This is a genomic window from Paenibacillus taihuensis, from assembly GCF_003386535.1.
Classification (GTDB): domain Bacteria; phylum Bacillota; class Bacilli; order Paenibacillales; family Paenibacillaceae; genus Paenibacillus_Z; species Paenibacillus_Z taihuensis.
Map to the genome: position 1 here is coordinate 21,162 of NZ_QTTN01000047.1, position 14,813 is coordinate 35,974.

The 14,813-nt window shown below is 51.3% G+C and carries 16 protein-coding genes; 10 read left to right on the forward strand and 6 right to left on the reverse strand.

The window, feature by feature from the left end:
• Positions 1–119 precede the first annotated feature (119 nt).
• The 6 genes from A8990_RS31730 to A8990_RS26895 form a co-directional block, all read right to left on the reverse strand.
• Positions 120–266 carry a DUF6254 family protein gene (locus A8990_RS31730; RefSeq protein WP_181909799.1) on the reverse strand — a complete coding sequence of 49 codons (147 nt, stop codon included), beginning with the start codon at positions 264–266 and terminating at the stop codon, positions 120–122.
• Between the two features lie 72 nt (positions 267–338).
• Entirely contained in the window at positions 339–440 is a 102-nt protein-coding gene (gene cydS, locus A8990_RS32845; RefSeq protein ID WP_425463934.1) for a cytochrome bd oxidase small subunit CydS family protein, read from the reverse strand.
• A gap of 21 nt (positions 441–461) precedes the next feature.
• Positions 462–1,487 (reverse strand): cytochrome d ubiquinol oxidase subunit II, encoded by a 1,026-nt coding sequence (locus tag A8990_RS26885; RefSeq protein ID WP_116192120.1) that lies wholly within the window; start codon positions 1,485–1,487, stop codon positions 462–464.
• On the reverse strand, positions 1,484–2,845 hold the full coding sequence (locus tag A8990_RS26890; protein WP_116192121.1) for a cytochrome ubiquinol oxidase subunit I: 1,362 nt from the start codon (positions 2,843–2,845) through the stop codon (positions 1,484–1,486). The genes A8990_RS26885 and A8990_RS26890 overlap by 4 nt, the downstream gene beginning before the upstream one ends.
• Positions 2,846–2,904: 59 nt before the next feature.
• A complete protein-coding gene (locus A8990_RS31735; RefSeq protein WP_181909800.1) occupies positions 2,905–3,045 on the reverse strand; it encodes a hypothetical protein in 141 nt (46 codons plus the stop codon).
• A gap of 437 nt (positions 3,046–3,482) precedes the next feature.
• A complete protein-coding gene (locus A8990_RS26895; protein ID WP_116192122.1) occupies positions 3,483–3,905 on the reverse strand; it encodes a MarR family winged helix-turn-helix transcriptional regulator in 423 nt (140 codons plus the stop codon).
• Positions 3,906–4,147: 242 nt separating this feature from the next.
• Here A8990_RS26895 and A8990_RS26900 point away from each other — a divergent pair, with 242 nt between their 5' ends.
• The 10 genes from A8990_RS26900 (at position 4,148) to nirB (A8990_RS26945) (ending at position 14,808) form a co-directional block, all read left to right on the forward strand.
• Positions 4,148–4,705, forward strand: coding sequence for an NAD(P)H-dependent oxidoreductase (locus tag A8990_RS26900; protein WP_116192123.1), 558 nt, complete (start codon positions 4,148–4,150; stop codon positions 4,703–4,705).
• 106 nt (positions 4,706–4,811) lie between these two features.
• On the forward strand, positions 4,812–5,345 hold the full coding sequence (locus tag A8990_RS26905) for an NAD(P)H-dependent oxidoreductase (RefSeq protein WP_116192124.1): 534 nt from the start codon (positions 4,812–4,814) through the stop codon (positions 5,343–5,345).
• 111 nt (positions 5,346–5,456) lie between these two features.
• Positions 5,457–6,290 (forward strand): SDR family oxidoreductase, encoded by an 834-nt coding sequence (locus tag A8990_RS26910; protein ID WP_116192125.1) that lies wholly within the window; start codon positions 5,457–5,459, stop codon positions 6,288–6,290.
• A 23-nt stretch (positions 6,291–6,313) separates the two neighbouring features.
• Positions 6,314–6,535 (forward strand): hypothetical protein, encoded by a 222-nt coding sequence (locus A8990_RS32355; protein ID WP_245996246.1) that lies wholly within the window; start codon positions 6,314–6,316, stop codon positions 6,533–6,535.
• Positions 6,528–6,941, forward strand: a complete 414-nt coding sequence (locus A8990_RS26920) for a hypothetical protein (protein WP_147306880.1) — start codon at positions 6,528–6,530, stop codon at positions 6,939–6,941. Before A8990_RS32355 ends, A8990_RS26920 begins: the two co-directional genes overlap by 8 nt.
• Before the next feature lie 27 nt (positions 6,942–6,968).
• On the forward strand, positions 6,969–7,556 hold the full coding sequence (locus A8990_RS26925; RefSeq protein ID WP_116192127.1) for an MMPL family transporter: 588 nt from the start codon (positions 6,969–6,971) through the stop codon (positions 7,554–7,556).
• 767 nt (positions 7,557–8,323) lie between these two features.
• A complete protein-coding gene (gene nirB, locus A8990_RS26930; RefSeq protein ID WP_116192128.1) occupies positions 8,324–10,756 on the forward strand; it encodes a nitrite reductase large subunit NirB in 2,433 nt (810 codons plus the stop codon).
• Between the two features lie 23 nt (positions 10,757–10,779).
• Positions 10,780–11,115, forward strand: coding sequence for a nitrite reductase small subunit NirD (gene nirD, locus A8990_RS26935; RefSeq protein WP_116192129.1), 336 nt, complete (start codon positions 10,780–10,782; stop codon positions 11,113–11,115).
• 34 nt (positions 11,116–11,149) lie between these two features.
• Entirely contained in the window at positions 11,150–12,331 is a 1,182-nt protein-coding gene (locus tag A8990_RS26940; RefSeq protein ID WP_147306881.1) for a nitrate/nitrite transporter, read from the forward strand.
• 89 nt (positions 12,332–12,420) lie between these two features.
• The gene (gene nirB, locus A8990_RS26945; protein WP_116192130.1) at positions 12,421–14,808 is read left to right on the forward strand and encodes a nitrite reductase large subunit NirB; all 2,388 of its coding nucleotides are present in this window, start codon (positions 12,421–12,423) and stop codon (positions 14,806–14,808) included.
• Positions 14,809–14,813 lie beyond the last annotated feature (5 nt).

Below are 14,813 nucleotides of genomic sequence, written 5' to 3' on the forward strand. Positions count from 1 at the left end.
CCAATATAGCTTGGCAAGACGGTCGCCAAAGTCGCCACCACCGCTGACTTCACCACCAACCCAAAAACCCTTGCACCAACGGTGCAAGGGTTTTTGGCCACTTCACGGAGCGCTTTAAGCTACCACTGCTCCGGCTTGCTGTAGCCGGTGGAGCTGTTTCCGCCTTCTTGGTCGAGCTCCGCGAGCGACTTTACTTCGCCGTGCGGCTTTTGGTTCTGTTTGCGGCTTTTCCATGCGTTTTCACGGCGGTTTTTCGAGGATGTCATCGGTAATGGCTCCTTTGCTTAAGCAGATTCAAGTTCTGATTGCCTGGTTAGCGTGTGCGATTTTGCAGATAGTTATGATTTCTTCCTTGGTACTCGCGCGCCCCACCAGAACAGGAAGGCTACGGATAATACGACTACGAGCACCGGTGCGACGAAGATCAGAAAATTTTCCATACAGCATGCCTCCTTGGCGGTTTATTTGCCTCGTTTGCCTTGCACATATTTCGTATCGAACAGGAACAGACGAAGCAGCAGATAAAGCGACGGAATGAGCAGCAGCAAACCAAGGATGAAGACCGACACAAGTGCAATCGCCATCGGTTGGCTGGTGAAGTTGTCATGAATCGTGAGATATGGGTAAAGAATATACGGTAAATGTGCCGAGCCGTAGCCATAGAATGCGAAGCCGAATTGCAGCATGACGAAAATAAACGACAGCCCAAGCCGTTTGCGCGTCCACACATGATAAAGCGCGACGAGGAAGCAGGCGAACGATAGAACAAACAGCGGTGCGTGCGCAGTCATCCGGTCAAAGTGCTCCGCGTTATGGCCGCGGATGGCGAAGAACACGAGCAGACTGCACAGAATAGTCGGACCGCTCCAGGCGAGCGCGTATTTGCGCACGACCTCGAAGGCGCCGCGGTCATTTGCTCGGTCCGCGTAGTAGCTGAGGAACATCGCCGAGATGTACAGCACGCTGACGAGCGCGAGCAGAACGACCGACCATGAGTACGTGCTTGTGAACAATTTTCGCACGAGGAACGTCACTTTGCCCGCGTTGTTCACTTCAATGTAGCCGCCTTCGGAAATGGTCATAACCGTTGACAAAGCAGCTGGAATGAGCAAACCGCTGGCGCCGTAGAGCAGCATGTAGAAGCGATTATTTTTGTTCACGCCATAGGTGTTGAACGCATAGTAAGAGCCCCGAAGTGCCAGCAGGATGACTGCGATGCTTCCCGGTACGAGTAGGGCGGTGCCGTAATAGTAAGCCGTATCCGGGAAGAAGCCGACGATGCCGACGAAGAAGAACACCAGGAAGACGTTCGTCACTTCCCACACCGGAGACAGGTAGCGCTCAATAATATTGTTGATCAGGTGGCGTTTGCCGGTGATCGTGCTGTAATAGCTGAAGAAGCCGGCGCCAAAATCAATCGATGCGATAATCAGGTAGCCGAACAGAAACGTCCAGAGTACGGTAATGCCAAGCACTTCTATGCTCATAGCTCGCTGCCTCCTTCAATGCCTTTTGCGGCAATTTCATCCTCAGCACGGTTGCTGCGGAACATCCGGATTAGCACCGTTACGGAGGAGAAGGCGAGCACGACATAGAGCGCTGCGAATACATAGAGCATCGTATCGACGTGGTCGGAGACGGTTGCGCCTTCCGATGTGCGCATAATGCCGCGAAGCAGCCAAGGCTGGCGGCCGACCTCAGAGAAGATCCAGCCATGCTCGATCGTCATCATTGCCAGAGGAGCAGCGAGAATAATGCCGCGCAGAATCCATTTGTTTTCGAAAACCCGTTCGCGGCGCCGCCAGAGCAGCACCATGAATGAACCTGCGATGAGCACCATGAGCGCAACGAAGCCCATTTTCAGATCGAATAAGTAGTGAATATAGAGCGGCGGCTGCTCGTCAGCCGGAATATCGTTCAGCCCGGTCACTTCTGCATGAGGCAGGCCGTGGGCGAGAATGCTGAGGGCGTAAGGGATTTTGAGCCCATATTTGATCTCGTTGTTGTCGGTTAGAATCCCGCCAAGAACGAGCGGTGCTTCCGTCGTCGTATCGAAATGCCACTCCATCGCAGCGAGCTTCTCCGGCTGATATTTCGCTAGAAACTTGCCTGACAAATCGCCGATGACCGCGCTGGCAAGGAGGAATACACACGAAGCGACCATCGTCAGCTTGAGCGCTTTCTTATAGTAGATATGATTGCGGCCTTTCAGGAGCGACCAAGCTGAAATAGCGGCCAGTACGAACGCGCAAGTGAGGTAAGCGGTAACGAGCACATGCGATACTTTCGTTGGCATCGCAGGGCTGAGCATAGCCCCGAACGGCGAAATATCGATGATTTTGCCATCCTTGACCGTAACGCCAGCCGGCGCATTCATGAACGCATTAACGATCGTAATGAAGGCGGCCGAAGCAGATGAACCGATAACGACGGGAATGAGCAGCCACAGGTGAGTCGTCTTCTTCTTGAATCGATCCCACGTATACAAGTAGATGCCGAGAAATATAGCTTCGAAGAAGAAGGCGAATGTTTCCATAAATAGCGGCAGTGCGATGGACTGCCCGGCAACCCGCATGAAGCTTGGCCAGAGCAGGCTGAGCTGCAGACCGATGGCCGTTCCCGTCACGACGCCGACTGCGACCGTAATGACGAAGCCGCGTGCCCAGCGCCGAGCCATCAGCATGTAATGCTCGTCATTGCGCCGAATGCCCATCCATTCCGCAAGCCCGATCATGAGCGGCACGCCAACGCCGATCGTGGCAAAAATAATGTGGAAAGCGAGCGTAAGCCCCGTCAATATGCGGCTGTACATAACCGGATCGTAGCTGCTTAGCAAAGTGTGCATATGCGATCCCTCCCATGGATAATTGATAGGTTAATGTGATGAAGTGGAGCGAGAAAAATCTATTCGAACACGTAGCGGGACAGCGAGAGCAGCATAATGACCGCTACGCCAATACAAAGCAAAATGAGCCGTTTCTCCTGTTTGACGATGCGATTGCGGCTTCGGCTTCGGTCATTCGGATCAAAGTCATTGCTGGTCATAGGGGCATCCCTTCCTTCGTACAGTAGTTTCTGGTTCTATTATAATCAGAACTTGTGATTTTTTTCACATGATTTGTGACGAGCGTATGAATTGTTTGACAGGGATGAACATTGTTTGAACGACTGATGAGGGAAATTAAAGTTTGTTAGTGGAAAATAAAGTTTGTTAGAGGAAAATAAAGTGTGTTAGTGGGGCAACAAACAATCAAAAGTGTGGTTTTTAGCAACTATTTGTGTGAAGAACTTTGTAAAAAGATAAACAAAAGATGAATTCTGATGAAGTCACCTCTTTGATTTATAAGGATCACTTAAAAATAGGACTGCTGTTCTTATCAAAAATTTCACGCAAAATGAATTCTAGAGATTTATAAGCGTAATGTTTTATTTCCCTCGGTTACTAGCTCCACATCCAAAAAGTTAAATAAGCGATCTTATTTTTAGTCCTCTAATTGTTTGCCTAAGTCATAAAGCATTTTTGTCATATTTCTGCCTTCTTCTTTACCCAAAATTGCAACATATCGGCGAAATAGACTCTTCCATGCTTCTCTGATGACTTCCATACGCTCAATTCCTAAAGTTGTAAGCTCAACTCGCGACATCTTTCCTTCGCTCCGAGTTATAACAAGACCCTTATAAGCCAACTTTTCAATGAAACGGGTAATCGTCGAAGGAGTAACATGTAACGCTTTGCCCAATTCTTTCTGGGTGATGCCAGGCTGCTCCTGCACGGCCATCATCATAAATGCATACGTCGGAGATAAGCCGGTAGGTTTGAACTCCTCTTCAGCCATTTTGGTAATTGCCCGATTCAGCAGATTTGATGCAAAGAACATGCAGTTTTGAAAATAGCTTTCTAACATCTGCGCACCTCCTTTTATTCGACAAAATGGTTGCACAATCAACTCTACACCGTTCACAGAATCAATGTCAACTCTAAGAGCCGCTATCGCAGAGTCGGTGGCATTCCTATCGAGAAGTCGAGAGGATTTGAAATATCTATCAATATCTTTTCCAGCAAAGGTTTTTATGTTGACAATGTGATTTCGATTATTTATTGTTGTTTGTGCATGCAAATGTATTTCGAAAAGAAGGGATAACAATAATGAAAACACTTGTGTTAGTAGCACATCCACATATGGAGCAATCCAGGATCAACAGCATTTGGAAACAAAGGCTTTTACAAGAGAAGGATATAACCGTTAACGATCTATATGCCCGCTATCCTGAATTAAATATTGATGTGGAACGCGAACAGAGACTGCTGCTTGAACATGATCGGATAGTCATGCAATTTCCGTTCTATTGGTACAGCTCACCTGCAATGCTGAAGCTCTGGCAAGATCAAGTGCTTGAGAGGGGGTGGGCGTACGGCGGAGGAGAAAAGCTGAAAGGTAAATCTTTTATGCTGGCGCTCTCGACTGGCGGCCCTGAACATGCCTATGGTAAGGAAGGCTATAATGTCTTTACAATTTCAGAATATACAAGGCCGTTCCAAGGCATGGCAAATTTAACCGACATGACTTATTTGCCGCATTTTGCCCTTCACGGTGTACGTATGTTGTCGGATGAACAAATTAAAGAGAGTGCAGAGCGGCTTGTGCAGGTGATTACAGACAGGAATAATCACGCAAAAAATTTCGAAGTTGTATTCGGTGAATGATCATACGCAGCTCGAAAGGTTGCAAGTCTTCCCGTTCACATAGTATTGGATGTTGGCGGAAAAATTAAAATAGTTTTAAATGCACAAACAAAAAGGAGAGATTGATTTGAAAACCTTAGTTATCGTTACTCACCCTAATATCGAACAGTCCAGAATTAACAAGACATGGATGGAAGCCCTGCAAGGTCATGATAATGTTACGGTTCACCAATTATATGCAACTTATCCAGACAAAACTATCGATGCTGCAAAAGAACAATCGCTCATTTTAGCTCATGACCGCATCATTCTGCAATTTCCGTTCTACTGGTACAGTACACCGTCTTTGCTGAAAGAATGGTTCGATGTCGTACTTTCTTATGGCTGGGCTTACGGAGAAGGCGGTGACAAAATGCACGGAAAACAACTGGGGGTAGCAGTTTCTACGTTCGGTCCTGCGGAATCTTATCAGCATACCGGATATAACCGCTATACGATGGAGGAATTGTTGAAGCCGATTCAAGCTACGAACAATCTAATCGGCACGACCTTTATGACACCGTTTATTTTGAATGGGGTTATGCACATAAGCGAGGAGCAACTAAAACAAAATGCTGCCGACTATGTTAAATACGTAACAATGCAGTCTGTAACGGTATAAGGCTGAATAACCTGCAAATCTAGAGCTCCCTAATTCTGAATAACAGCGGCAGGGAGCTCTTCTTTATAACGATTTGGGTAGAAAATTCTTTAATCATGGGGAGATGTTGCAATGAAGGACAAAGTCTGTCTAATTACAGGCGGGAACGCTGGGATCGGGAAGGCAACAGCGCTTGAATTGGCTAAAAGAGGAGCAACGGTCGTATTACTCTGTCGAAGCAAACAAAGAGGCGAGGAAGCCGCAAAAGAAATTATCGCACACAGCGGAAACCAAAAAGTGGATGTAATCATCGCGGACCTCTCTTCGCAGCAATCGGTTCGACAAGCGGTTGAACAGTTCAATGCCAAGTATGGCAAGCTGCACTTGTTGATCAATAACGCAGCAGTGTTTCTGGCGAAGCGGGAAGTGACTGAAGACGGGATTGAAAAGACGTTTGCCACCAACTATTTGTCGCATTTCCTGCTCACTCACCTGCTTCTTGACCTGATGAAGCAAAGCTGTGGGGCGCGCATTATTAACGTAGCTTCCAAGCATTACGGAATTAAGTTGAATTTGGATGACCTGATGCTTGAGAAAACCAAATATTCCACTTTCAAAGCAGTCGGTCCGACTAAGCTTGGCTTGGTCATTTTCGCGAAGGAGATGGCTAAACGTCTCAAAGGTACGGATGTAACGATCAACAGTCTGCATCCCGGCTTGATCAAGACGACGCTTCTGAAGCAAATGCCCCTCCCTATGCAATTGTTGTTTTCTATCATCTCCTCAAGCCCTGCAGAAGGGGCAGAAACTCCGGTTTATCTCGCGACATCATCTGAAGTGCAAGGCGTAAGCGGACAGTATTTTGAGAAATGCAAGCCACGGAAAACCTCTCCTGGAGCTGACGATGAAGCAACCAACAAAAGGTTCTGGGATATGAGCATGAAACTTGCAGGTCTAAGAGACTAAAATTATAGCAAAGGAGAAGAGGTATGAAAAAAGTCGTAATCGTGACCGGAGCAAATCGAGGCATTGGCTTTGAAATCGTCAAACAGCTTGGAAAGCTTGTTGTGGCCGCACTTACAAGAGAAGAGCAAATCTTCAGGGGCGGAATCATTTTGGTATCGTGTATCGCAATTCGTCATGAAACGGCCTGGCCGTATGACTATCCTGGCTTCCTTCTTCATTATGAGCGCATTCCTGCCTTTGAATAGAATGATAGTTGCCATACCCGATGCAGCTTCCTTACCGGAAAGCTATCAATCCCGTATGGTCTTCGAAACTTTTCAGACCCATTTCGCTTCGCCAACGCACTCCGTCGTATATATCATTGCACAAGGTAAAACATCTGGCTTGATGAAAGAGGATTGGATGAACGCTTATCTGCTTAATCAGAAATTAGCGCAAGACCCGCTCGTACGCAACGTGGATTCGATCTTCTCTAGATTGCGATTGTCGCCTGAACAGTTTGCTCGCTTATCGCAAGACCCAGGATTGAAAGCAAAGTCAGAGCCGATTGTTCAACGTTATGTCAATCAGAATAAAAAGCTTATACAAGTAACGCTAAAAGGCGAACCATCATCAAAGACAGTCAGGAGCTGGCTTAGAATCCAAGAGTAGGAAGGAGAATCAGCGGATCTTCATTATTTGTTAGGGGGAGAAGCGAAATACCAGCAGGAGGTCTTTGATGACATCTTTCAAAACATCAAATATGTGCTTTTGTTTATACTCGGAAGCAATTTTGTCGTCTTGCTTATAGCTTTTCGATCCATTCTTATTCCTATAAAGACGATTTTGATGAATGTTCTAAGCCTCGGGGCGGCCTTCGGGATATTAGTTCTGATTTTTGTTGATGGTCATTTTGGAATGGAACCAGGCAGCATCGTAATCATGATTCCTGTATTTATTTTCGGACTTGTTTTTGGAATCAGCATGGATTACGGCGTGTTCTTGGTATCGCGCATTTATGAGACTTATCGAATGACGAGGGATAATCGTCTCGCGATTCTCGAAGGGCTGGCTTCCATCGGCAGGATCATCAATTCAGCGGCTGCCATAATGATTGCAGTTACGCTTCCGTTTGCGTTCGGTGATGTCGCCGGGGTAAAACAATTGGGGATCGGCATCGCTGCTGCAATTTTTATTGATGCAACGGTTATTAGGATGATTCTGGTTCCTTCATTAATGCGATTGTTTGGCAAATGGAACTGGTGGGGGCCGAGTTGGCTGAAATAGTGCTATATTTAGACCACCTATAGACAAATGTAAGAGGACAGGAAAGAAGAGGACCATAGCCCTTAACGGTTCAAATATAAAAACCACTTGAACAGTTCACAGTGAAGTTAAAGTGGTCTTTATATTTGTATCCATTAACAAACTTTTATTTCCACACTTCCGTACAGAATCTTCCTACTTCGCTTGCCACTAACGAACTTACCCTTTGTTTATCATATATAAGTAAGTTTAATAAGTCGCGTAAATACTGATGTTCCACTAATAAACTTTAATTTCCCTCATCAACGACGACGATACCACCGACGACGACCGACCGGCGACCATGACGATGACGCGACTATTTTGCTCCTTATGAACTTTCCAGTGGTCTCGGCAATTGCCGAGGCTTTTTTCGTTGTCATACTCCAAGTGCGGCCTTACAGCTGCGAGGCGGTTGCTTCGGGGACCTCCGTGAAACGTGCCCGACGACACTCACGGTGTAACAAGACCTGAGATGTTGAGTTTAAGTGATCGTGACTGTTACTGTTCTCAAATCAATAACGAACAATGACAAGGTATGTTAGATAAATTATTCGCCAAAGATCAGCTTCCGGCGGATGGAATCTTCAAATTTTAGTTAACCATTGCCAAAACAGCTATTCTGCGTTACAGTATCAATAATATATGTCAGAAAACATAACACAAAAAAACGAATTGTTTTGGCAAGCAATTGGAATCTCTGCACTAACCTCACGTATTGATGTTAGATAAGGATTGGAGTGTGTTTCATGAAGAAGAAACTTGTACTGGTAGGAAACGGAATGGCCGGCGTGAATTGCATCGAACAACTGCTGAAGCTGGCGCCGAACCTTTATGACATTACGATCATCGGCAGTGAGCCGCATCCCAACTATAACCGGATCCTGCTGTCCTCCGTTCTGGCAGGGGACGCAGATATGAAGGACATCGTCATTAACGAATGGTCCTGGTATGAAGAGAACCGCATTACGCTGCACACGGGGCGGACGGTGACGTCAATCGATTCCGATCGTAAACAGATCGGTATAGATAACGGTCTTAAGCTGCCATACGACGAGCTGATCATTGCGACAGGCTCGAGCGCGTTCATCCTCCCCGTTCCGGGCGCTGACAAACCGGGCGTAATCGCATTCCGGGATATCAAAGACTGCGAGACGATGATGGAGACGGCGAAGATATACCGCAAAGCGGTTGTTATCGGCGGGGGCTTGCTCGGACTGGAAGCAGCGCGCGGGCTGCTTAACCTCAATATGGAAGTAACGGTCGTGCACAAGCATCCTTACATCATGGAGCGCCAGCTGGATCAAACGGCATCGACGATGCTGCGCAGCGAGTTGGAGCAGCAGGGCATGAAGTTCTTGCTTAGCAAAAATACGGAACGCATTTATGGGAAGAAGCGCGTAGCGGGCCTGAGATTCACGGATGGCACGGAAGAAGAGGCGGATCTGATCGTCATGGCCGTCGGTATTCGTCCTAACGTTGCTCTGGCGCGTCAAGCAGGCATTACCATCAACCAAGGGATTGTCGTTAACGACTTCCTGGAGACGAATCTCCCGAACGTATATGCCGTCGGCGAATGTGTCGAACACCGGGGAGTCGCTTACGGCCTTGTCGCACCGCTGTACGAGCAAGGCGCTGTAATCGCGAAGCGGCTGGCAGGACTCGAGACGGATGGCTATCACGGTTCGGTCGTCTCGACGAAGCTGAAAGTATCGGGCGTCGACGTATTCTCGGCCGGCGTGTACAACGATCGTCCGGGAAGTCGTTCGGTACGCGTGCAGGATGATTTTGGCGGGGTTTACAAGAAGGTCGTCATTAGTGACGGCAAAGTAATCGGCGCCGTCTTGTTCGGCGATATCTCGGACAGCTCAAGTCTGTTCAAAATGATCCGCACCGGCGAAGACGTTACGGGACGCGAGAAAGAAGTGCTGCTCGGCGCATCCGGAGGCGGCGCTCAGAAATCCGGCGCGGCTCTGGTGGCAGGGATGCCGGACGACGAGATCGTCTGCGGCTGCAACGGGGTGTCCAAAGGCGCGATCGTGAATGCCGTCAACGAGAAAGGCTGCAGCAGCGTTAACGAAATTAAAGCGTGCACCAAAGCGGGCGGCTCCTGCGGCGGCTGTAAACCTCTTGTGGGAGATGTTTTGACGTACGTGCTTGGCGCGGACGGCGTGAAGACGGTTAAGGAAGGTATTTGCGGTTGTACGACGCTTGGCCGCGACGAAGTGGTCGAAGCGATCAAGAATATGCATCTGACGGCGTCGAAGGAAGTGATGAACGTCCTCGGCTGGTCGAATACGGAAGGCTGCTCGAAATGCCGCCCGGCGCTCAATTATTACTTGGGCTTGCTGTGGCCGGATGAGCATGAGGACGAGCGTGAATCCCGTTTCGTCAACGAACGCAACCACGCCAATATTCAAAAAGACGGCACGTATTCAGTCGTGCCCCGGATGTATGGCGGAGTGACGACGCCGGCGGATCTGCAGAAGATCGCTAACGTCGCGCTTAAATATGAAGTGCCGCTTGTGAAGATGACGGGCGGACAACGGATAGACTTGCTTGGCGTGAAGAAGGAAGACTTGCCGAAGATGTGGGCCGATCTCGATATGCCTTCGGGTTATGCATACGGCAAGACGCTGCGTACGGTGAAGACTTGCGTCGGCGAAACCTTCTGCCGTTTCGGCACGCAGGATGCGATGGGCATGGGCATCAAGATGGAGAAGAAGTTCGAGCGTTTGGCAACGCCGGCTAAGTTCAAAATGGCCGTTTCGGGCTGCCCGCGCAACTGCGCGGAAGCGACGATCAAAGACTTCGGCGTCGTCGCGATCGACGGCGGCTGGGAGCTGCATATTTCCGGTAACGGCGGAACGAAGCTGCGCGGCAGCGATCTGCTGACCAAAGTGAAGACGGAGGACGAGGTCATGGAATGGTGCGGGGCTTTCATCCAATATTACCGCGAGACTGGCAAATACAATGAACGGACCAGCGAGTGGCTGGAACGTATCGGCCTGGATACGGTAAAGGACGCACTCAAGAATCAGGAAGATCGTCTGGCGTTAGTATCGCGCGTCGAACACTCGCTCAGCTTGACCAAGGACCCATGGAAAGAAATTATCGAGCAGGACGAACTGAAGAAGACCTTCTCGCCCATGAGCGAAGAAATATCGATGTCCGCACGATAAGCACAGTGAAGGAGCCTGGAGAGATGAATAGAATCCACATTGGCAAAGAAACCGATATTGCCGAGAAACGTGCGCGGGTCGTACGGGTCGGCGAGCTCGAGATCGCCGTGTTCAAGCTGACCGGCGGCGAGCTGAAAGCAATCGAGAACCGCTGCCCTCACAAAGGCGGCAAGCTCTCGGAAGGCATCGTGTGCGATCACCACGTATTTTGTCCGCTGCACGATTGGAAGATCAGTCTTCAGAACGGGCTCGTTCAGGCGCCGGATGAAGGCTGCGTAACGACCTATCAGCTCGAGATCGACGGGCAGAGCGGAGATGTTTGGCTTCACCTCCCGCAAGGGCAGACGATCGCATCCTAGTATGGATGGGCAGGAAGAAGGGGGAGTCATGAGCATGCCAGCTAAGAACAGGCCGATTCAGGCGTTACTGTTATCGACGATCGCCATGGCGGCGTCCTTCATCATATGGAATCTGTTTTCTCCGCTTGCCGTCAAGTTCAAGGAGCTGTACCACCTGACCGGTTTCCAGACGAGCATGCTGGTCGCAGCTCCGGTGCTCCTCGGTTCCGTCATGCGCATTCCGATGGGCATCTACGCCGACCGCTATGGCGGCAGGCGCGTATTCTCCGCAACGATGCTGTTCTTGATCGTGCCGCTCTTGGCAGCCAGCTTCGCTTCGTCTTATTCGGTCCTGCTGCTCTGCGCGCTGTTCATCGGCATGGGCGGCTCGACCTTCGCGATCTCGCTGACCTATGTCTCCCGGTGGTTTCCGCCCCAGAAACAAGGTCTCGTGCTTGGCCTTGCGGGTCTCGGCAATCTCGGCGTGGCGGCGGCAAGCTACGGAGTTCCGGTCCTGCATGCGCAGATGGGATTGAGCGCAACATTCCGCATGCTGGCGGTCATGATCGGCGCGGTGGCGATCGGCTTCTGGCTGCTGGGGAAAGATCAGCCTAAGCCGGCATCGGTCAAATCATTCAAGCAGTCCATGGCGGTGCTCCGCAAGAAGTCGACTTGGCTGCTCTCCTTATTCTACTTCTTGACGTTCGGCGGGTTCGTTGCGTTCAGTGTGTACCTGCCGACGCTTCTGAAAGAGCAATTCGCGCTTACGGCGACGGAAGCGGGCTTGCGGACGGCGGTGTTCGTCCTGGTCGCGACACTCGTCCGGCCGCTCGGCGGCTTATGGGCGGACCGCATCGGCTCGCGCCGCGTGCTGGCCGTCGTGTTCAGCGGCTTCGCCATAGCCGCATTCCTCATGACCTTGTCGCTGGAACGGCTCCCGCTGTTCACGGCAGGCTGTCTGACTGGCGCAATGTTCCTCGGCATCGGCAATGGCGCCGTGTTCAAACTGGTACCGGAGGTTTCGCCGCAAGATACGGGTGCCGTAACCGGCATCGTTGGCGCCGCAGGCGGCCTTGGCGGCTTCTTCCCGCCGATGCTGCTCGGATTCATTCATGACGCGACCGGGTCGTACGTAAATGGCTTCGTCTTGTTATTGGTTTTTACGGCTGTATGCTTTGGATTCAATGCGTGGACGATACGCCCTGCCATAGAGAAAAGGGCGACTCGCGCGGCATAGCGCTCTCGCGTTTCAGTAAAGCAAGAGAGCAAGAGGGGGATGCCGCGATAGGGTGAAGGTTTTGGTCTGGACTGTGGAGGGGATCGGTAATGAGGAAAACGAAGCTCGTTGTCATAGGTAACGGTATGGCTGGTGTACGTTGTGTCGAGGAAATCCTGAAGCTGGCACCGGACGGATTCTCGGTGACGATCTTCGGCAGCGAGCCGCATCCGAACTACAACCGGATTATGTTGTCGAAGGTACTGCAGGGAGATACGAAGCTGGCTGACATTACGATCAACGATTGGCAGTGGTATAAAGACAATGGCATTACGCTGCATGCTGGCGATCCCGTTGTCCGGGTCGATACCGAGCGCAAGCAGGTGGTCAGCAGCAGCGGGGTAACCGCCCCGTACGATAAACTGCTCTTCGCCACGGGTTCCCTGCCGTTCATGCTTCCGTTGACTGGCGCCAACTTGCCCGGCGTTACCGCATTCCGGGATATTAAAGACTGCAACACTATGCTGGAGGCTTCCAAAACGTACCGCCGCGCTGCCGTAATCGGCGGCGGCTTGCTCGGATTGGAGGCGGCGCGCGGCTTGCTCAATCTTGGCATGCAGGTCGACGTCATCCACATTAACGAGTATTTAATGGAGCGTCAGCTGGACCGCGAAGCGTCGAGCATGCTGCGCAGGGAGCTGGAGAAGCAGGGGATGAATTTCCTGCTGACCAAGCAGACGGAGAAGATTCTCGGGAAGAAGCGGGTCGAAGGATTGCTGTTCAAGGACGGCACGACGATAAGCGTGGATCTGGTGGTGATCGCGGTCGGCGTTCGCCCGAACGTCAGACTGGCGGCCGAAGCGGGGCTTGAGATTGATCGGGCGATCCTCGTCAACGATTATATGCAAACGAGCATCAAGGACGTATATGCGGTTGGGGAGTGCGCAGAGCATCGCGGCATGGTTTACGGCATGGTCTCTCCGCTATATGAGCAGGGGAAGGTGCTTGCCAAGCACATCTGCGGCATGGAGACAGAAGGATACGAGGGCTCGATCCTCGCTTCCCATCTGAAAGTATCGGGCGTCGATGTATTCTCGGCCGGTGAAATCCGCGACGCCGCGACCGATGCGTCTTATAAATTGTCCAATGGAATCAAAGGCACGTACAAGCGGGTATTCGTCAAAGACAGCAAAGTCGTCGGCGCGGTCTTGTTCGGGGACAGCGCAGAAGGCGGTAAGCTGCTTGGATATATTAAGCAGCAATCGGATGCGGCTATATTAGAGCAGGATGCTGCGCAGGGTTCAGGCGGCGATGCGGATATGGCGGCGATCGCCGCCATGTCCGACAAAGATACGGTCTGTTCCTGCAATGGCGTAAGCAAGGGTGCAATCGTATCGGCAATCCGCGAGAACGGTCTGGAGACGTTCGAGCAAGTGCGCAGCTGCGCGAAGGCGTCCAGTTCATGCGGCGGCTGCAAACCGCTCGTATGCTCGATTCTGGATTATACGCTTGCGAACGAGGAACAGCCGGAGCCGCCGAAGGTAACGGTCTGCGCTTGTACCGATCTAAGCCGCAGCGAGCTTCGCGAGGCGATTGCCGGCAGCGGCGAGAAGGATGCGGCTGCGGTAAGACGTTCACTCGGCTGGCAGACGGAGAACGGCTGCGACGTATGTCAATCAGCGGTATCGTATTATATGGGAGTTACTGCTTTCTTGCGGAAGACGAAGGCTGAGAATTCGTCTGCTGCTGATTCGGGGCATAATGGCGCAAGCCTTGCGTTCTCGCAGCTAGCTGACGGCACATGTTCGATCATGCCGCGCATGTATGGCGGGCTTACGAATGCAGATCAGCTGCGACGCATTGCCGAAGTCGTGGATCGTTTCAGCATCCCGCATGTGAAGTTGACGAGCGCGGGCGGCCTGGATCTGCAGGGAATTGCCGCCGAGCAGGTTGCCGCCGTCGGTGCGGCGCTGGCTATGCCGCTGGCGGCATCGCGTTATGGAAATCCGGTTGGAACAGTCATTACCGGTGCAGTTCCGAAGTATGATTCGGGGGCATGGCGCGATTCGGTGGAGATGGGCGCACGGCTGGAATGGATGCTCGAAGGTCTTGCCTTCCCGGCTGAATTTTCAGCGGCGGTGTCCGGCAGTCCGAAGCATCGCGCGGGAACGCTGACCGCCGACCTCGGTCTTGTCGGTACGCCGGCAGGCTGGGAGGTCTACGCCGGCGGCAGCCGGGTCAAGGAGCTGCGGACGCCGCAGCTGATCGGGGTATGCTGCAGCGACGAAGAGGCAATCGACATCGCGGCCGCTTTCGCACTGTGGTACCGCGAAGAGGCGGAGTATGGAGAATATGCATGGCAGTGGATGGATCGCATAGGCCTTATTCCGCTCCGTGAAGGACTTTTCAATGGGGATTTTCGGGACCGGCTGCTGGCGAATATGCCTGCCGCGGAACATGTGAGCCCTGTAGTTGAAGTGTTAAGCGGATCCATCTAACATGA

Coding starts and splice junctions, on each gene's coding strand:
- A8990_RS31735 (WP_181909800.1), bottom strand. CDS start 3,045: ATGACCAGCAATGACTTTGATCCGAATGACCGAAGCCGAAGCCGCAAT.
- A8990_RS31730 (WP_181909799.1), bottom strand. CDS start 266: ATGACATCCTCGAAAAACCGCCGTGAAAACGCATGGAAAAGCCGCAAA.
- A8990_RS26890 (WP_116192121.1), bottom strand. CDS start 2,845: ATGCACACTTTGCTAAGCAGCTACGATCCGGTTATGTACAGCCGCATA.
- A8990_RS26940 (WP_147306881.1), top strand. CDS start 11,150: ATGCCAGCTAAGAACAGGCCGATTCAGGCGTTACTGTTATCGACGATC.
- nirB (WP_116192130.1), top strand. CDS start 12,421: ATGAGGAAAACGAAGCTCGTTGTCATAGGTAACGGTATGGCTGGTGTA.
- A8990_RS26910 (WP_116192125.1), top strand. CDS start 5,457: ATGAAGGACAAAGTCTGTCTAATTACAGGCGGGAACGCTGGGATCGGG.
- A8990_RS32355 (WP_245996246.1), top strand. CDS start 6,314: ATGAAAAAAGTCGTAATCGTGACCGGAGCAAATCGAGGCATTGGCTTT.
- A8990_RS26900 (WP_116192123.1), top strand. CDS start 4,148: ATGAAAACACTTGTGTTAGTAGCACATCCACATATGGAGCAATCCAGG.
- nirD (WP_116192129.1), top strand. CDS start 10,780: ATGAATAGAATCCACATTGGCAAAGAAACCGATATTGCCGAGAAACGT.
- cydS (WP_425463934.1), bottom strand. CDS start 440: ATGGAAAATTTTCTGATCTTCGTCGCACCGGTGCTCGTAGTCGTATTA.
- A8990_RS26895 (WP_116192122.1), bottom strand. CDS start 3,905: ATGTTAGAAAGCTATTTTCAAAACTGCATGTTCTTTGCATCAAATCTG.
- A8990_RS26885 (WP_116192120.1), bottom strand. CDS start 1,487: ATGAGCATAGAAGTGCTTGGCATTACCGTACTCTGGACGTTTCTGTTC.
- nirB (WP_116192128.1), top strand. CDS start 8,324: ATGAAGAAGAAACTTGTACTGGTAGGAAACGGAATGGCCGGCGTGAAT.